General features: G+C 48.2%; 18 protein-coding genes. 12 read left to right on the forward strand and 6 right to left on the reverse strand.

All coding sequences use genetic code 11. The annotated features are described in order from the left end of the window. Positions 1-43: 43 nt before the first annotated feature. Positions 44-1,801: an aspartate--tRNA ligase gene (gene aspS / locus WBG78_RS05150; RefSeq protein WP_337325316.1), complete on the reverse strand. Its 1,758-nt coding sequence runs from the start codon at positions 1,799-1,801 to the stop codon at positions 44-46. Between the two features lie 112 nt (positions 1,802-1,913). Between aspS and WBG78_RS05155 the strand changes: the two genes are divergently transcribed. The 4 genes from WBG78_RS05155 (at position 1,914) to WBG78_RS05170 (ending at position 4,210) form a co-directional block, all read left to right on the forward strand. Beyond that, positions 1,914-2,483: a hypothetical protein gene (locus WBG78_RS05155; protein ID WP_337325317.1), complete on the forward strand. Its 570-nt coding sequence runs from the start codon at positions 1,914-1,916 to the stop codon at positions 2,481-2,483. Between the two features lie 89 nt (positions 2,484-2,572). After that, on the forward strand, positions 2,573-3,019 hold the full coding sequence (locus WBG78_RS05160) for a nucleoside deaminase (RefSeq protein ID WP_337325318.1): 447 nt from the start codon (positions 2,573-2,575) through the stop codon (positions 3,017-3,019). Positions 3,020-3,042: 23 nt separating this feature from the next. Continuing rightward, positions 3,043-3,390, forward strand: a complete 348-nt coding sequence (locus WBG78_RS05165) for a DUF3127 domain-containing protein (protein ID WP_337325319.1) — start codon at positions 3,043-3,045, stop codon at positions 3,388-3,390. 214 nt (positions 3,391-3,604) lie between these two features. Beyond that, positions 3,605-4,210 (forward strand): superoxide dismutase, encoded by a 606-nt coding sequence (locus WBG78_RS05170; RefSeq protein ID WP_337325320.1) that lies wholly within the window; start codon positions 3,605-3,607, stop codon positions 4,208-4,210. A gap of 72 nt (positions 4,211-4,282) precedes the next feature. On the opposite strand, the gene WBG78_RS05175 is transcribed toward WBG78_RS05170, so the two are convergent. Next, on the reverse strand, positions 4,283-5,308 hold the full coding sequence (locus tag WBG78_RS05175) for a metallophosphoesterase (RefSeq protein WP_337325321.1): 1,026 nt from the start codon (positions 5,306-5,308) through the stop codon (positions 4,283-4,285). Positions 5,309-5,552: 244 nt separating this feature from the next. Here WBG78_RS05175 and WBG78_RS05180 point away from each other — a divergent pair, with 244 nt between their 5' ends. Beyond that, the gene (locus WBG78_RS05180) at positions 5,553-7,082 is read left to right on the forward strand and encodes a TolB family protein (RefSeq protein ID WP_337325322.1); all 1,530 of its coding nucleotides are present in this window, start codon (positions 5,553-5,555) and stop codon (positions 7,080-7,082) included. A 407-nt stretch (positions 7,083-7,489) separates the two neighbouring features. Then, the gene (locus WBG78_RS05185; RefSeq protein ID WP_337325323.1) at positions 7,490-8,923 is read left to right on the forward strand and encodes an ATP-binding cassette domain-containing protein; all 1,434 of its coding nucleotides are present in this window, start codon (positions 7,490-7,492) and stop codon (positions 8,921-8,923) included. A gap of 27 nt (positions 8,924-8,950) precedes the next feature. Here WBG78_RS05185 and WBG78_RS05190 read toward each other — a convergent pair whose 3' ends face one another. Together WBG78_RS05190 and WBG78_RS05195 are read right to left on the reverse strand one after the other, a co-directional pair. After that, positions 8,951-11,371 carry a TonB-dependent receptor domain-containing protein gene (locus WBG78_RS05190; RefSeq protein ID WP_337325324.1) on the reverse strand — a complete coding sequence of 807 codons (2,421 nt, stop codon included), beginning with the start codon at positions 11,369-11,371 and terminating at the stop codon, positions 8,951-8,953. Positions 11,372-11,551: 180 nt separating this feature from the next. Beyond that, positions 11,552-12,046: a heme-binding domain-containing protein gene (locus WBG78_RS05195; RefSeq protein ID WP_337325325.1), complete on the reverse strand. Its 495-nt coding sequence runs from the start codon at positions 12,044-12,046 to the stop codon at positions 11,552-11,554. Between the two features lie 157 nt (positions 12,047-12,203). On the opposite strand from WBG78_RS05195, the gene WBG78_RS05200 reads away from it, so the two are divergent. The 4 genes from WBG78_RS05200 (at position 12,204) to WBG78_RS05215 (ending at position 15,001) form a co-directional block, all read left to right on the forward strand. Beyond that, complete coding sequence (locus WBG78_RS05200) at positions 12,204-13,064, forward strand: aminotransferase class IV (RefSeq protein ID WP_337325326.1); 861 nt, start codon at positions 12,204-12,206, stop codon at positions 13,062-13,064. A gap of 246 nt (positions 13,065-13,310) precedes the next feature. Continuing rightward, positions 13,311-13,811: a nuclear transport factor 2 family protein gene (locus tag WBG78_RS05205; protein WP_337325327.1), complete on the forward strand. Its 501-nt coding sequence runs from the start codon at positions 13,311-13,313 to the stop codon at positions 13,809-13,811. A 22-nt stretch (positions 13,812-13,833) separates the two neighbouring features. Continuing rightward, complete coding sequence (locus WBG78_RS05210) at positions 13,834-14,400, forward strand: YkgJ family cysteine cluster protein (protein WP_337325328.1); 567 nt, start codon at positions 13,834-13,836, stop codon at positions 14,398-14,400. Then, positions 14,384-15,001 carry a hypothetical protein gene (locus WBG78_RS05215; protein WP_337325329.1) on the forward strand — a complete coding sequence of 206 codons (618 nt, stop codon included), beginning with the start codon at positions 14,384-14,386 and terminating at the stop codon, positions 14,999-15,001. The genes WBG78_RS05210 and WBG78_RS05215 overlap by 17 nt, the downstream gene beginning before the upstream one ends. 6 nt (positions 15,002-15,007) lie before the next feature. Here the strand turns inward: WBG78_RS05215 and WBG78_RS05220 are convergent, their stop codons facing one another. After that, positions 15,008-15,205, reverse strand: coding sequence for a hypothetical protein (locus WBG78_RS05220; protein WP_337325330.1), 198 nt, complete (start codon positions 15,203-15,205; stop codon positions 15,008-15,010). Between the two features lie 248 nt (positions 15,206-15,453). Here WBG78_RS05220 and WBG78_RS05225 point away from each other — a divergent pair, with 248 nt between their 5' ends. Beyond that, the gene (locus WBG78_RS05225) at positions 15,454-15,996 is read left to right on the forward strand and encodes a thioredoxin family protein (RefSeq protein ID WP_337325331.1); all 543 of its coding nucleotides are present in this window, start codon (positions 15,454-15,456) and stop codon (positions 15,994-15,996) included. Positions 15,997-16,556: 560 nt separating this feature from the next. Here WBG78_RS05225 and WBG78_RS05230 read toward each other — a convergent pair. Next, on the reverse strand, positions 16,557-17,759 hold the full coding sequence (locus WBG78_RS05230) for a tetratricopeptide repeat protein (protein WP_337325332.1): 1,203 nt from the start codon (positions 17,757-17,759) through the stop codon (positions 16,557-16,559). An 83-nt stretch (positions 17,760-17,842) separates the two neighbouring features. On the opposite strand from WBG78_RS05230, the gene WBG78_RS05235 reads away from it, so the two are divergent. Next, positions 17,843-18,397: a nuclear transport factor 2 family protein gene (locus tag WBG78_RS05235; protein ID WP_337325333.1), complete on the forward strand. Its 555-nt coding sequence runs from the start codon at positions 17,843-17,845 to the stop codon at positions 18,395-18,397. Positions 18,398-18,531 lie beyond the last annotated feature (134 nt).

Raw genomic sequence — 18,531 nt, forward strand, 5'->3', positions numbered from 1 at the left:
CTCAGGACTCAGGACTAAATACTTAGGACTTCGTCCTGATAACTCAAGCCTTCGGATTGGGGACCTTCAACGCCAGCTCCTTCAATTGCTCTTCAGAAATCGTCGATGGTGTATCGATCATCACATCACGGCCCGCGTTGTTCTTGGGGAATGCAATGAAGTCGCGGATCGAATCAGCACCACCAAATATCGAACAGAGGCGATCGAAGCCGAAGGCAATACCACCATGCGGAGGAGCTCCGTATTCAAAAGCTTCCATGAGGAAACCGAATTGTTTACGCGCCTCATCTTCTGTAAAGCCCAGATGCGTGAACATGAGCTGCTGCGTTGGACGATCATGTATACGGATCGATCCACCGCCAACTTCAGTACCATTGATAACCATATCGTAAGCATTGGCGCGAACCTTTCCAGGATCAGTATCCAGCAATGCGATGTCTTCACGCTTAGGCGACGTGAAAGGGTGGTGCATGGCGTGATATCGGTTTGTCTCTTCGTTCCACTCAAGCAGCGGAAAATCCATCACCCACAATGCCGAGAATTTTTGTTTATCGCGAAGTCCCAGTTTCTCGCCCATAAGGAGGCGAAGTTCATTGAGCTGCTTGCGCGTCTGATATTCTTCACCTGACAAAATGAGCAAAAGATCGCCAGGAGCAGCGTTAAACTTTTCCAGCCATACCTTAAGGTCATCGGCGCTGTAAAACTTATCAACCGACGACTTTATAGTGCCGTCAGTTCTGTATTGAACATACACCAGACCCTTGGCGCCAACCTGCGGTCTTTTTACAAACTCGGTGAGCTCATCAAGCTGTTTGCGTGAATATTCAGAGCATCCTTTTGCATTTATGCCGACTACAAGCTGAGCACTTTCGAACACAGGGAAATTCTTTCCGCGTGTGTTTGAAGTGATCTCAACAAACTTCATCTCGAAACGCGTATCGGGCTTGTCGGAGCCATACAGAGCCATTGCATCGTCGTATCTCATGCGCGGCACTGATGGAAGATCAATGCCTTTAACGTTCTTGAACAGGTGACGAATGAGTCCTTCGAAAGTATTGAGAATATCTTCCTGCGTGATGAAGGCCATCTCGCAGTCGATTTGAGTAAACTCCGGCTGACGATCCGCGCGAAGATCTTCATCGCGGAAACACTTTACAATCTGATAATACCGGTCGAAGCCGGATACCATCAACAATTGTTTGAAGGTTTGAGGCGACTGAGGGAGCGCGTAGAATTCACCATGATGGATGCGTGAAGGCACCACGAAGTCGCGGGCACCCTCGGGTGTCGATTTAATAAGTACAGGCGTTTCCACCTCGATGAATTGCTGGCCGTCGAGATATGCACGTGTCTGCTGTGCCATTTTGTGACGAAGCTGCAGGCTTTCGCGCACAGGATTTCTTCTCAGGTCCAGATAGCGATATTTCATCCGCAATTCGTCGCCTCCATCAGTATCATCTTCGATGGTAAAGGGTGGAAGCTTTGCAGCATTAAGAACATGCAATGCAGATACCTTGATTTCGATATCACCCGTGGCCATTTTGTCATTTTTGGAGAGGCGCTCCACAACCGTTCCCTCCACCTGGATAACATATTCCCGGCCCACAGAACGGGCATTATCCACAAGCGACTTCTCTGTCTTCCCTTCTTCAAAAATAAGCTGTGTGATGCCGTATCGGTCACGAAGGTCGATCCACAGTACACTTCCTTTGTCGCGTGTACGTTGTACCCATCCCGCAAGCGTAACTTGCTTACCAGCATCTCCTAACTTTAATTCACCGCACGTGTGAGTCCGTAACATCTGAGTTTTAGTTAATTTTGCGCCCCTGACACGGCCGGTGCTCTCATCGGTAATGCTGGAGCCGGCCAAAAAGGCAGGCGCGAATTTAAGAATATTTGACTTTGGGCCTTATATGGTAAAAATTAAATGTATCGGGTGGCTTTTGATGTTTGTGCTCTCGCTGGTGCCCTTTCTGGCCCCCGCTCAGCAGAAGCTGGTTAAAGTAAAAGTTAACGAGACCCTTACTGTGCTGGTGCCTAAAGACTGGCAGAAGATGGACGAAATGGATATCGCGCAACGATACCCTTCTGTTCGCGCACCACTGGTCGCCTATACGAACTTCGAACGGGTGGCTGACTACAGCGTTAATATCTCTGCGACACAATGGCCTGACGATAATGTGGAACTGGCCAAGGAGTTTTTCAAGTCAGGACTGGTGAACATGTTCGACAAGGTCGAGATGATCGATGAGGGCATTCACGAATTGTCGGGTAAGAAATTTATTTACTTCGAATTCGAATCAAGGGTAAATGGTAATAAGTCACAGGAAGAGCTTCGCGAACCGGTGCTGCGATACACATACATACAATACCTGATTCAGCCAGGCAAGGCCCTGGTATTTTCCTTTTCCTGTCCGCGTCGTATGAGAGAAGAATGGCAGGCATCAGCACGGGAAATGATGAAAGGAGTCAAGGTTAAATAGAGATTTGGTGATGTGGTGATTTGGCGATATACTGCCGGCGCATTGCGCCGAATTTAAATCAGCTAACATTATCACTCTTTACTGATTGTATGGAGCTTTATTCAGACGAGTATTTTATGCGCGAAGCCTTGAAAGAGGCGAATAAAGCTCTCGATCAGGGTGAGATCCCCGTTGGTGCTGTGGTAGTTAGTGGGAACAGGATTATTGCCCGGGGACATAATCTGACCGAGAAGCTGATTGATGCAACGGCCCATGCCGAAATGTTGTCAATCACCGCTGCCGAAAATTATCTTGGCTCGAAGTATCTGAACGAGTGTACCTTGTATGTCACCCTTGAGCCCTGTGTTATGTGCGCAGGTGCCTTGCACTGGACGCAGTTAAAGAAGCTGGTGTACGGAGCCTCCGATGTTCAGCGGGGGTACGGTCTGATCCAAAACCCTTTGCTGCATCCTCGTACCGAGGTGGTGAAAGGCCTTTTGGGCGACGAGGCAAAAGCATTGCTCGATCGTTTTTTTAAGAGCTTAAGGAACAAATAAGTAATCGAATCTATTTATAACATATGGAAGTCAAAGGAAAAGTAATTCAACTGCTCGCGCTCCAGTCCGGAATGGGAAAGAAAGGCCCCTGGAAGAAACAGGAGTTCATTCTCGAAACTCAAAGCCAGTACCCGAAGAAGGTTTGCCTCTCGGTATGGGGCGAGAAAGTTGATCAGTATAATCTGGCTGTTGGTGATCTCGTGAACGTGGCTGTGGATCTTGAAAGCCGGGAATACAACGGTCGCTGGTATACTGAAGCGCGTGCCTGGAAGGTTGACAAGATTGGTGGTGGTGGTAGTGCTGGTGCACCTCCGCCAGATCAGGAACCTTTCTATTCGGAAAGCGCTTCTTCTGAAGACCTGCCCTTTTAGTCAGTAGAGATCAGGAGGGAAAGGTGATTCAGCCTTGCGATATGAGAGGGAGACATTCAACCATTGTAGCGAATAAAGTTCTGAAAATCAGGAATTATCTGCAGGTCGGAGGCAGTACAACCTGCTGCAATGGCGTCAGATAATTCCTCAGTACTAATTTCATATTCCTAATTAATATCTAATTTTATCGTTCAACCTTAAATAAATACTCACTATGGCATTCACACTTCCTGCATTGCCTTATGCATTCAACGCTTTAGAGCCGCATATTGACGCGCGTACCATGGAGATTCACCATGGCAAGCATCACAACGCATATGTAACAAATCTTAACACCGCCATTGCCGGCAAGCCTGAGGAAAGCCTCAGCATCGAAGAGATTTGCAAGAATATTTCAAAGTATCCCGCTCCAGTTCGCAACAACGGCGGTGGGCACTATAATCACAGTCTGTTCTGGACGATCATGGGACCAAAAGCCGGTGGCGCACCTAGCGGTGCCGTTGCAGAGGCTATCAATGGAGCGTTCGGCAGCTTTGATGAATTCAAAACCAAATTTGCCGCCGCTGGCGCTGGCCGTTTCGGGTCAGGATGGGCATGGCTCATTGTAGACGGATCAGGCAAGTTGCAGATCACTTCTACTCCAAATCAGGACAATCCTCTTATGGATGTAGCAGAAGTAAAAGGAACCCCTGTACTCGGTCTTGATGTTTGGGAACACGCTTATTATCTCAATTATCAAAACCGCAGACCTGATTACATCACTGCCTTCTGGAATGTGGTGAATTGGGATGAAGTGGCGAAGCGATTGAAGTCAAAATAATCCATGATGTAAGTGACTAGCTAGTCACGTTCGTTCATGAGTTTATTATTGGTGCCGCGTTGATCGGATGATTTATTCATCGGTTAATGCGGCACTTAATTTTTCCAGCCTGGCCTGCTCAAGAACAACACGACTTATCTTTCCCTGCTTACCCGTCCACTTGATCAACCTGATCTCTCCTTCCGAGATTTCTATGCCGGTGATGTCCCCGTCATCATAACAGCAACAACCAGTATTAAAGTAACACGGCCTGATGTCGCCGTATACTTTTCCCGTAGGATCTTCACTGCGTTGAATGCGCTCGAAGTGTGTCAAAGACTCAAAAACCGGCTGATGAGTATGACCAGTGATCAGGAATAGGTTCCGTTGCTGCGACGACCACTCGTACATCATCCCATTGTGAGTCGTTTTTAATGACTGATTATATGCCGGCGTGTTCGGATTGATACGCAGGTAGGCCTGCAGTGGCGCCCATATATTCGACACAAAGAATTTACTGAACAGATTGCCATCACTTTGAGCGTCGCCCTGATGCCCGTGAGTGCAGAATATCTCGATACGTTTCTTGTTGATCTCGCCGGCGAGGATCACGCCTTCCAGCGCAATGAGATCGCCCCCATAGATCTTGCGCAGCTCTGACGCGGCCATGGGATTAATCTCCCAGTCAAGGTCGTGATTGCCAAAGATCTTCGTAAGTGCGTGCCTCTTCAGGAATAGCCCTTCGGCCTGAAACGTTGCTCGGTTAAACTTCTTGATTTGGATCAGCGTATTCTCCCAAAGCTCTTCAGAGTCGCCCAGTAATATGAGATGAAAGCGCTCATCATTGTAGTGTTTTAGTGCGTTGAGATAGTTCGCCTCAGCTAGTGCAAAATCATCGGCGCCATTTCGCGCGCCCTTATGCTGATCGGAAAAGATTACGAACCTGCTTTGTAATGGCTGAAACGGAATGATGAATCCTTTCTTACCCGGATCGAGATCCATCTTCGCCCTGAGCACAGACAGTGCCTCGAATACCCGCTCCCGTACCGGCGCCGACGAGAAGCGCGAGCTCAGCCACAGGATCGGTCGCAGCAGCAGAAATCTTAGTAATGATCGCATGTCTGAGTGATACAGGGGCCAACTTAAAACTTTTGTCCGACAGTTGATGTCAGGGCAATCATTCCTGTCAAAAATTAGGTGACATTATAAATCATTAAAACAAGTTTTAAACCTGTTGTAAAAAAGTCAATAATGCCCAGTCGAAATCATTGGTTAACGTGAACGAAGAAACATCCATTTCCATAACTTCATGTGTTCGCTTGTCTTGAGCGATCATCACCCAAACTTCATAGAGTCAACACCCATGAGAATCATCGCCCTGTTAGTCTTGTTTGCGGCCGGAGCCACGTATGCCCAGGAAAATCCGGTTGGCATTTTCCAGGACCATAAAGACATCGGTAAGCCTAAACTTTCCGGAGATGCAAGCTTTGATGCCGCTGCACAGTTTTATAATCTCAAAGGAGGCGGATACAATATCTGGTTCGAGCGCGACGAGTTTCACTATACCTATCGCAAGATAAAGGGTGACTTTATTCTCACTGGCGACTTTGAATTCGTCGGCGCCGGTAAAGACCCGCACCGGAAGATTGGATGGATGGTACGCGAGTCCCTCGACGAAAATGCTTCACATGTAAGTGCAGTTGTACACGGCGACGGTCTGACGCTGCTGCAGTGGAGAAGACTCAAGGGCGCCTTCATGCGAGACCCTCAGGACGAAATCTTTACGCCCAAGCACCACTATCGCACAATGCAACTGGAACGCCAGGGAAAGAAGATCATTATGCGCGGCGCTCATCCTGGCGAACCGATGCAGGAACTCGGTTCTATTGCTCTGGAAGATATGCCTGATGAAGTATTCATTGGTTTATTTATCGGCTCCCATAACCCTGATGTTGTGGAAGAGGCCCGCGTTTGGAATGTGCGCATAGACCAGCCGGTACCCGATGATTACAACGCATATCGCCAGGGATTTATACTCGGCAGTCGCCTGGAGATCATGAACGTATTCGAAGGAAAACGAAAGATCATCTATGAGGAGCCAGAGAGATTCGAAGCACCTAACTGGACGCGCGACGGAAAATCATTGATTATTAACAAAGGAGGATCGTTATACAAGTTGCCTGTGGAAGGAGGAACCCTTGAACAAATCAGCACCGGCGACATAAAGCGAAACAATAACGATCACGTCCTCTCGTTCGATGGAAAATGGCTTGCCATCAGCAGCCATCGCGATGGACTTCCCGGGGGTGGGTCAACGGTTTATATCGTGCCTGCAACTGGCGGCACACCAAGATTGTTAACTGAGAAAACACCTTCTTATTTGCATGGATGGTCACCCGACGGCAAAGAAGTCGTTTATACCGCGCAACGCGACGGCAAAAATTATGACATCTATAAAATGCCTGTCAACGGTGGGGCTGAAGTAAAGCTGACAAATAGCAATGGCACGCTGGCAGATGGGCCCGAAATATCACCCGACGGAAAATTTATTTATTACAACAACAACGTTTCAGGTTCAATGCAGCTATGGCGTATGAAGCGTGATGGTTCATCACCAGAACAACTTACGTTCGATGAAAACAACAACTGGTTCCCTCACATTTCACCCGATGGAAAATGGATCGCCTACATTTCTTTCCCTTCGACGATACCAGTAAATGATCACCCTGCGTACAAACGCGTTACCCTGAGACTGATGCCTGTCAATGGCGGCGCACCAAAGGTGATCGCATATCTGTATGGCGGTCAGGGTACGATCAATGTGCCTTCCTGGTCACCTGATAGCAAGTCGATTGCTTTCGTCAGCTACGGCCCGAAAAAGGAAGGGAATTAGACAAGGCACGTTTCGCTCTGGTTGGTTCTGTAATAAACTTGTAGCAGTATCAGGTTAGATAACTGTTCGGCATACACGTGTCTTTTCGTGCTGGTCTTCCTCTATAGATCTCCTATAGTGCTTCTATAGCTGCTCTATACTTTCTCTATACCCGCTCTACACTTTTCTATACCCTCTCTATACTTCTCTATACTTCTCTATACTCGCGCAGCGCTGTCTTTCATTCTGACGATTAAAAGTCCTATACTGACTATCAGTTGTTCGTCAGCTTCACCGAATGGTAGTCGAACTACTCACTGCATACCAATACGACTTTATACCCACGAATTAAACTACCACCCACGAACCAATTACTCAGGACTAAATACTCAGGACCAACTACTCAATATATTTCCTAATTTTTCCCCATGATTGAATTCCAAAACGTGCAGGCCGGTCGCCACAGCATAGCGTTGATGAAAGGTTTCAGCTGGCGGATCGAGGAGGGAGAAAACTGGGTCATCCAGGGACCGAACGGAAGCGGTAAGACTTTGCTGCTTGAACTTCTTGCCGGAAAAACTCATCCTACGGAAGGCGAGGTGCGTATCGATTTTATCGATGGTAAGTCGTGGGATGACCGCTATGCACAGCGCAAGCGATGGATTCACTATGTACCAACACATGCAGTGCAGTCATTGCTGAAGCAGGACCAGCATCAGTATTATCAACAGCGCTATTATTCAATTGGAGACCAACAGCAACCAACTGTGCTCGACCTGTTGGGAAACTCCATCGAGGCGCTCAATAACCTGAACCTTCCCGAGGAGTTTTCTATCGATCATTTGTTATCCGTGGAAGTCAATCGCCTGTCAAACGGACAGCTGAAGAAACTTCTGTTGATCAAAGTGCTCCTTACCGGTGTGCCACGGCTGATGTTGTTCGACTATCCCTTCGAGGGACTCGACCAGGCAAGTCGCCTTGCGCTTTGCAGGTTAATTGACTACATGATGGGTCATCACGGTATGCAGGTAGTGATCGTCGATCAGCACAACGAACTGCCGTCACGCATCAATCGACGACTTGAAATAAGGAACTTCGAATGTATCGCCGTTGGTGCTTACGCCGGCCCGCCGGATCATATTATTGAAAACGGAGCAGGTGCCAATCCCAACAATGCAGTTACAGAACGTCGGGACACAACGCGCGCTTCATCCGAAACATCTGTTACCGATGAACCAGTAGTCGAAGTCTTAAACCTGAAGATCCAGTACGGCGATAAAGTCATTCTGGAAAACTTTAACTGGCGCGTGAACAAGGGTGAACGATGGGCCCTGGTCGGAAGAAATGGCGCTGGTAAGACGACACTATTCAGTATGATCTTCGCTGACCATCCGATGGCGTATAGCCAGAACGTTTACCTGTTCGGACGAAAGCGCGGCACCGGCGAGTCGATATGGGACATCAAACGACGCATTAGCTACCTCGGCCCCGAACAACTAAGCTACCTTTCACCAGCGAACATTCATATAACAGCGCACGAGTACCTGCTTCGCACAACAAAACATTGGGATGCTAGTCAACTCTCGAAGCTGACTGACGCATTTCATGCGGAATCCTTTTTGAATCTTCCGGTGCGTGTATTGTCGTCCGGTCAACTTCAGGTGGTTCTCATCATGCAGTGTCTGCTCACTCCGTGTGAGTTGCTCCTTTTGGACGAGCCGTTTCAGTTTCTCGACGTGGATAGAAAAGCGGCACTCAACCGCGTGCTGAATTCATATCTCGACGAACACAAAACTTTAATTCTGATTACACACTACGCCATTGATCTGGAGCAGTGGACCAATCATACGAAGCGTCTTTAACTTTGGTAGCCATTTTCAGAAAGATGGCTATTCCTCAGACAGCACGCGCTTAGCAGACTTGGCCTGCTTGATGCGGTAACTAAAGGTAAGATTGATCTGCCGGCGTCTGAACTGACTGTTGTTATACGTATAGAAGTCTTCACCCTCCGTGACAGTACGCATCCTCCGCGTGTTAAAAAGATCGAGTACGTTGAGGTTAAGTGTTCCTCGTCCCTTCAGAATATCCTTGCTGAATGACAGATCAAAATAGTATAGCTCCTTCCGCTCGCCCTGCGCAGTCTTTTGGGGCGCTTCATAGTTGGCGCGTACCTGCGCGTCAAATCCTTTCGGAAGTGTAAAGCGATTGGTGGCGCGGGCAAACCAGCTGTAAGTGGTCCGCTTGTAACTTTCATCAATGTTGCTTCCATCGACGTTTGAATGGAAGAAGTTAAAGTTCAAATCAACCTTCCACCACTTCACAGGGTTCAGATTGCTCACGAACTCAATGCCATATGATTTTTCTCCTTTGAGGTTCCTCGGCATTGTACGTGCAAAACCTGTTGTTGGATCTACCGTCCTGATGCTTTGGATTTTGTCATCGGTGTCGCGATAATAAACCGACGACGTTAATGTCCCGATCTCGAAATACTTGATATGTCCAACTTCAAATACATCCGTGAACTCCGGATTCAGATCGGGATTACCGCTGAAGAAGTTACGGTTATCGGAGAAAGTCATGAACGGACTTAAATCATTGTAGAAGGGCCTTCTCACGCGACGGCTGTAACTTACCTGAATAGCATTCTGCGATGGCAGGTCAAGAGTTGCGTGGGCGCTGGGGAACAGATTGGCATACTTGCGCGGATTTACTTCGTTCGTTTCCACTAGCGTAGTCTTCACATCTGTCCACTCAGCACGCAGGCCTGCCTGATAAGAAAACTTTCCGGTCTTGTTTCCCACGATCCCATATGCAGCATGAATGTTCTCATCGTACAGGAACACATTGTCAAGACCTGGAAGTGGATCGTATCCGCCGCTGTCATTTTTCCTCGACACGATGTAGTCATTTTCCATATCGCGGAAGCTTGTGCGTACTCCGGTCTCAAACTTGCCATCCTTTGCAAAAGGCTGAACATAGTCAAGCTGAACAAGGAACTGCTTCTCATATTCATCGTTGAGCGATGTCTCTACGGTTTCGCTATCCGCCGTTTCATCAGCAGGATAGATCTTTGTTGTAAATAACTGATTGGAACTTTCCCAGTTGTCGAGGAATTTGATTTCTCCGGTCAGCTCATGGCCTTTTCTCGAGAACGATCTTTTGTAGATAAGTGAGTACTCTGAATTTGGTTCGATCTCATCTTCATCCTGTCTTCGGTCTGTCGAACCAATAGCGATGTTGCCAGGATTCAGAAAGTCGTCGTAATGAATATTCGTTACACGGCTGGCATCGCTGCGTCGCCACAGGTACGAGCCGGTAAGGACACTCTTTTCACTGAAGAAGAAATCAATTCCTCCGCGGATGCTGTTGTTGAAACCTGTGATATAGGCCTTGCTCGATTGTTCTGTCACATGCGTATAGCCCTGGTCATATGCCTCCTGATATTGGTGACCAACACCTGGCTGCTCGCGATACGCGATCGAATAGTTTACAAAGAAGTTTACTTTCCGGTGACGAAAGTTGACGTTGGCCGCTGCACCATAATTTACCGGATGGCCTGTGATCACTTCGAACGATCCGTTGAACCCCTGGCTGTTGTCTTTCTTCAGTACGATGTTAATGATCCCGGCCATCCCTTCCGCCTCATAGCGCGCCGAAGGATTCGTGATCACTTCAACACGTTCGATCATACTGGCCTGAAGCTGTTGCAGTCCACTTCCGCCTTTGAAACTTACAAGCCCAGACGGCTTTCCATCGATCAGTATCCGAACATTATCGCTTCCACGTAGTCGCACACCACCCTCTGGATCCACCGACACGGATGGTACGTTCATGAGGATGTCCGTAGCAGTACCTCCACGGTTGGCAAGGTCCTGGCCTACATTGAAGATGCGTTTATCAAGCGCCAGCTCCATAGAGCTTTTCTCTGCCTGAATAACTACTTCGTCGAGCGTCCTGGATGAAGAAGAAAGCAACACTGATCCAATGTTATGTTCATCGTGCTCGCGCGAAAGTGTGAATGAATTTGACCGGTATGACTGATAGCCCATAAAGTCTATCTCGGCTACGTAACGACCGGCCTGGAGATCGATCTTGAAGGAACCATCGTCCGTGGTGATCGCTCCGTTCACCAGCGCATTGTTTTCAGCATTGATTACGCGAACAGTAGCAAAGGCGAGGGGCGCCTTGTTTAATGAATCAAGAACCTTTCCGGTAACATTGAATTTCCCCTGGGCAAGTACGGAGATTGCAGACAAGTGCATGCCAAACAGGAATAGTGCCGCAATCAATGACCGCGTGGTTGTTTTCATAAGCAGGGTTAATACGTCGAATCATGTACCCGGTGGCAAGGCACGGTTACAAAAGTCGTTCCTCAAACGGATGAAACGATGCGATTTCGAATGTTGGGTAAGTATACCTGATGGCCGGTCTTCGCAACTTCGGCGGGCGCGATTCCCCGGTAACAAACGTGAAAGGCTAATCGATAAATTTTAGGATCTGCGCTTCCTTACAAGGCTGTCAGGCGGATACTGCCGGCGCATGGTATCCATTTGCGCTTTGGCCCAGCTAATCACCGCCGCTTTTTCTTCGTCGGTGAGCTTAGCGTTGGAATGCATCCCAAGCCATGTGTAGGATTCAAGTGGCATTTCGTTTTCTTCCAACACCTCGACGGTCTCCTCAAACTTGTGGAACTGGCGGGCGAGGGGACTGGTCGTGAATGCCGAATAGTTCAAATGGCGTTTGCCATCATTAACGTGGCCTGCTAACCACCAGGCTACAGGCTGAATGTTGGAATACCATGGATAAACAGTCTTGTTGCTGTGGCAGTCGTAACAAGCCTTCTGGAGTATGAGATCTACATCCTTTGGCATATCATACTTTGTTGCCACGGATGTGGTGTTGTCGTCGGAAAGGTTGCGCTCTGGCTTGATGAACTGGATAACGATAAGAACGACCAGCAGGCCGACAAGAATCTTCTTTAGCATAGATGGAGGTATGACAGACTTGTAATTTGCAACAATAAAATCAGAATAACCACAGCAAGGCCATACGGTTCGGGGGCCACTCGGCCCCCTGATAATTCTCAATTGTCAATTTTCAATTCTCAATTTTCCCCTACCTTGCCAGCTGATCTTCTTCATCATGAATGCCAGCCAAAACGCGCGTTTTGCCTACATCAGAGGCCAGATAGTTCCGGTAAGCGATGCCCTCATACACGTAAGTGATCTGGCCATTCAACGCGGCTATGGCATTTTCGATTTCTTTAAAATAGAGGATGGCCATCCGTTCTTTATCAACGACCATCTCGACAGGTTCTTTGAATCAGCCAGGATTCTGAAACTTCAGGTGCCCGCGCAACGCGATGAGATCGAGCAGGCAATTCACCAATTGATTGCCCGTAACGAAATGCCTTCATCGGGAATTAAGCTGATTCTCACCGGTGGCTATTCTGCTGATGGCTATGCGCCGGGAGAATCGAATCTGATTCTTACTCAACATGCGCTGAAGCTGCCAACGAATGAGCAGGTTGAGAAAGGTGTTCGCGTTATTTCTTATCCGTACTTCAAGGAATTTCCGGCTGCAAAATCAATCAATTATATGATGGGAATCTGGCTGCTCGACGTTCTTCAGCAGGAGCGTGCTGCCGATGTATTGTATTATCACGATGAAGTAATAAGCGAATTTCCAAGGTCAAACATCTTCATGGTGGACCATTCGGGCACGTTGCTTACGCCATCACGCAACATTCTCAAAGGAGTGACCAGGAAGAATGTTATCTCACTGGCATCGCGGTCGATGACGGTATTGGAAAAAGATATTACAAGGGATGACCTTTATGGGGCCGCGGAGGTGTTTCTCACAAGCACGACCAAGCGCATACTTCCAATCGTTGAAGTTGATCATCGCGTTATCGGGAATGGAAAGCCAGGGCCGATAGCCCTGGGGTTGCTCACGAAGCTGCTGCAGTTGGAGAAGCAGGACAAAGGAATTAAGGTCGCCTGACCTGTTCCCTGCGACATCATTGACGAAAAAGTTTTTTACGGCATGCTGAGACGCGTCAGCGAAATTGCCGTATAAGGATTTGGATAGATCTGTACACCTCACAATATCATTCGCGAAAATGTCCGTATGCAGACAGCATACCCTGCATATTGACCGAAGATGAACATTAGACCGGAATCATCACGACTACTAGTTGAGGAGCACGGGCCACATGCAAATGATCAATCGCACAAAATAGATTATAAGATGAAATCATTGGGTTATGTAGAAAAAGCTCCGGGCGAACTGTTGATCGAGCGCTTCTATACCGCCTTTCAGCAAGGGGACTATCAGACGATGCAGTCGATGTATCACGACCGCGCTACCTTCTCTGATCCGGTTTTTGGCACCCTTCACGCCCCGGAGGTTCGGGCCATGTGGGAAATGCTTATCAAGTCAGGAAAAGACCTTCGTATTTCCTTCCATCATGTGGAAGCAGATCGTCTGCAGGGCGCCTGTTCGTGGGAGGCCTGGTACCGCTTCTCCAGAACCAATCGCCAGGTGCACAATGTGATTCGTGCCTCCTTTGCCTTCGACGATGGCAAGATCTTTCGTCACGCTGATAACTTTAGCTTTTGGAAATGGTCGCGTCAGGCGCTCGGCATTACGGGGCTCCTCCTCGGAGGCACAGCGGGTCTGCAGCGCAAAGTTTCAGATTCGGCCCACCATAACCTCACCAAGTTTATGACTTCAATGCAGGCGAAATAAAGCATCCTGTTACCTTTGCCCCATGCTGGACAAGGTGAAGGAAGTTGAAGAGGTCTTTGGGGCGTTGGATGCTGAGATAGCTGCCTTTCAGTCCCGGACTTCCCTTCACTGTGCGTGGGGATGTGGCAAGTGCTGTTTTAAGTCCGATATAGAAGCCACCCCACTCGAATTCCTTCCGTTCGCACATCATCTCTATACCCAGGGAGTCGCCTACGAATGGTATGAAAAACTCAAGAATACAAATCCGGCCCATTGTTTGATACTGAACCCGACACAGGGTGGTGCTGGTTTATGCTCTCAATACCAGCATCGGGGTTTGATCTGCCGCTTGTTCGGGTATTCAGCGCGCACCAATAAGTATGGCGGACGCGAACTCGTTACCTGCCAGATAATCAAGTCGGAGCAGAAAGAAAATTACGAAGCTGCCGAGGCAGGATTGTCCAACGGAGAACCGGTTCCTGTAATGAGTCAATACTACATGCGGCTGCATGCGATTGATCCGGTCTTGACGAAGGAATTTTTCCCGATCAACGAGGCCATCCGGAGGGCAATAGAAGTTATATTGCATTACTATGCGTACCGCGAGTAGAAATTGGCTGGTGATATTGTTTTTGGTTGCCGCCGGTGGAGCATGGGCACAAAGCACGCCAACGGTACCTGATACAATCATTTATACATCGCCTTCGCAGGAAGTACAACGCACTCCGTTCGAACGGTTCTGGACCAAACCTCGTATTGTACCCAAACTTGGCGTTGGTGCTATGGACCGGGCCTTCGTAGAATTAGGCATACAGTGGCATAGCATTTACCGGCATCCACTCACGCTGTTGTCTCACGGCCCCTACACTACCGTAGATGTATTCATCGACGACAGCAACATCCTTCTCGGACCAAAGCTGGGTTATGAGGTTACTGCGGGACTTTTCGGGCTTGCAGCTGATGCAACTTACTTTATTGATCACAACTACGACGGCGAGGGGGGTAATCGCAATTCTCTGATGATCACTCCGAAGGCCGGCATTTCCATACTCGGATTTGCCAATGTTTTCTATGGATACGCCATACCGGTTTCCAGCGACGGAGGCATCAGTTCGATCAGCCGCCATCGCTTCTCACTGGTGTTTAATCTCAACAGGGATTACTTCGATCTCAAAGACGCTCCCAGGCGGAAGGTTCGCTCGGGCAAGTAGAGCTCATCAATAGATAACTTCGGATTTCTTTAACAGGTCTTTAAGGAACGAAACATCGGATGCCTGCGGGATGATGCTTGCAACAGGTTTTGTTATCGCGACAGGGGAATGCTTACGTGATGCCCAAAACGTAAGGACAACAATCAACGCAACGCCGATTCCGAGTGCGAGAATGATGCTGCGATATGTAAGGCCCCGTTTCACAGCCCTGGTGTTTACTAATTGCATGCCACCAGGCCAATCGTGGTTTTTCACATATTTGGCACCATTTTGAAGGCTATATCGTTCAGTTATGAACACGCTGATTTATCGTTTCGTACAATAAGTACCCCGGTAACGGGTATAGGTTACGAGCAGGCTGGCGAAATTTTGGGTCGTCAACCGTTAACACCGATGGCTCAATGCCTTACATTGATAAATTTGTCTAGCTGAAGTCATTAACCATGACAGGTATGAACAAGATATTTTTACTCTTCGGACTCGCGATTGTACTCGCGGGTTCAACTTCCCTGACCACCGATAAAGCCGCTGAGGAAGGACCGGTCAAGTGGATGACGATCGAACAGGCGATGGAAAAGTCCAAGACGGTGAAGAAACCAATCTTTATCGACGTCTATACTACCTGGTGCGGATGGTGCAAGGTCATGGACAAGAATACCTTCAGTGATCCGCTCGTAGCGAAGCAATTGAATGAAAATTTCTACCCTGTGAAGTTCGACGGCGAACAAAAAGAGGATGTTGTATTCAATGGCAATACATACAAGTATGTGGGAGAGGGCGGCCGTGGATATCATCAGCTCGCTGCAGCGTTGCTGAATAATCAACTCTCATATCCAACAGTGGTTTTCCTCGATGAGAATTACAATCTGTTGCTGCCACTCGCTGGTTATCGCAAGGCGCCTGAGTTCCTTCCAATTGCAACATATATTGGTGAGGGCCATTTCAAGACGATCGCCTGGCAGGAGTTTGAAAAGCAATACAAGTCTCCGTACTAGCCCCTGACGGCCCGCCAGCTGAGGCACTATATGCACTTTAATCCGAAGCCAGCTACCTGCAGCATCTAAGAGGCTTCTAAGAGGCCTCTCATGTCACTATAAGGTCACTGTAAGGTCACTATAAGCCGTTATACCTAAGACATTGAAAAAAGAAAGGCTGCCCAATGGGACAGCCTTTTTCATTTTGATGGAATTTAACGAATTGCCCAGATGCGCCCCACCGTTTCCCGGCAATGAACTGGAGCTAAACTGCTCGTAATCTGGAACTGAATCTAATACCGATCTGCTAACAAAGGAAAATCTCACCGATCCCTAACGGGAGATCAATGATGGTTATGATCCTCGTTTTCCTTCTTGGTAGTTTTCCTGAAATCTGTGAAGCCAAGGGCAGCAAGAAAACCTATAACCACAGCTGCTATAGCGATGAATACGTTTGCGCCGTCCCCAATAAACTGATGAAACATGTCTGTCTTATTTGCGGTAAAAATAAGGGCAGTTTACCTTCCTCCAAAGCTATTTGCGCAAAAAGATGGGCGGTAATCGCCGAAGTGCAGAAAGCCCTATTTGTCCCTGGAAAGGGCCTTCGCAAGTTCTTTTCGGGCCTTCAGGGACTGTTTCTTGTTGATATAATAAAAGTTATACCCTCCAACGATCGCCAGGCCGGAAATGGTAATGACAACAATAAAGAGGGTCCGGGACCGCAGTTCGAGACGATCGATTTCAGACTGGGCGCGAAGTGAGGACAGTTCATGCTCCTTTTCCTCAAATTCAATGATCATCTCCATCTGCGCGATGTTGCGGCTGCTTTCCTCACTATAGATTTTCTGCCGCGCGTCGTCATACCTCAGCTGCATTTCGTAGGCTCCCTTGAAGTTGTTTTGGATCGCCTCGTTGCTTGCCATCGCCTTGTATATGGCGGGAAGATCAGCATATGCCTGTAAGTCGTTGCAAAGCACCAGTGCCTCATCAAGGTACACTTTAGCGGCGGCCGGCTGCCGGGCCTTGGCATAGGTGACTCCAAGATTAATCGCAGTCTTCAGAATCCCCACCCTGTCATTTTTGTCCCTCGCGATCTGCAGTGCCTTCTCATAGAACTCTACGGCACGTTGAAAGTTTCCCTGGCTGAAAAAGATGTTACCGACATTGTTATAGGAATCACTGTTCTTCAGACCGATTTTTTCCCCAAGAGACGTCGCCTCGATGAAGTATTGCATCGCGCGATCATCCATGTCAATGTCGGAATAAAGTATTCCCAGGTTATTAAGAGAACCGATGATATGACGATCGTCCTTCAGCTCAACGAACAATTTGTGCGACTCCTCCAGATACTTAGTGGCCAGGTTGTGGTCCTTCTTAAGTGAATAAATGTTGGCCATGTTATTCTTGATGGATGCCACACCAAGCTTCATTACGGTAGAGTCCTTTAGTTGAAGCGTGTCGTAGATGTGCAACGACTTCATGTAGTATTCAAGTGACTTATCCAATGCACCCTGTGCCTTATACAAGACGCCGAGATTGTTGTAAGCAGCAGCAAGTCCGCGCCGGTCGCCGATCTCAGTAGCCAGGTTCAAAGCCTCCCGGGCATAGCCAAATGCTTTCACGGGATCCGAATCTACATACTCCCCGGAAAGAAGATTAAGCGTTTTGACGCGTCGCTCATTACGCACAGAATCAAGTTGAGCAACAAGGCTGTCAGCGCGTTGCGCCACCGACGAGAGGGTCGTCACGAACAGCATTACAACCAACAAAGTTTTAGAAATCATGAGTGCACGGTGCGGTCTAAAATTAATAACTTTCTCCATATTAGCACCGTTGTGCGCCTTGATAACATCCCATCAATGTTTCTATGACTAAAGAATTAATCCTGACCTCGGCGGCGTGTGCCCGGTCCGTCGCGTATCGTCCTTTTTTTGTAGCACTGGCAATCGCCCTTCAACTGATATGTCTCAGACCCGATTGCCTGGCTCAATCATCCGAGGAACAACAGGTTCGGAGTGTCGTGGCGCAGCTGTTCAAGGGCATGGAGCTAGGTGACAGCGCCATGGCACGTAAATCTTTTATGCCACAAGTAACAGTGGCAACTGTGAAAACCACCAAAGAAGGACAACTCGTGCTTACAAGAGACGCGGGAGTAGCAGGTTTCCTGAAAGCAATTGGAACACCTCATCCGGACAAGTGGTACGAAGAAATCTGGAATGTGAAGGTTTCCATTGATGGTTTGCTTGCTCAGGTTTGGTGCGACTACGCCTTTTATCTCGGAAACAAATTTAGCCATTGTGGGGTAGATGCGTTCCAGCTTTTTAAAGATGGAGGGACATGGAAGATTTTTCATCTCGCAGACACCCGCAGGAGTACAGAATGCAACATTCCTGCCGACATCGTCAAGAAGCATGCGCAGTAGGGCAGACGTTATGCGTTGTTCACTGTATTGCGTTATACACTTTAGATCGGGACATTTTTATGCCGCCGTTCTAAAGCCAGTTATCGGACTTCACGGCACAATAATTGTCCCCGACATTGAGCTTTCAAGCAGAA

This window comes from Chryseolinea sp. T2 (assembly GCF_037203685.1).
Lineage (GTDB): Bacteria > Bacteroidota > Bacteroidia > Cytophagales > Cyclobacteriaceae > Chryseolinea.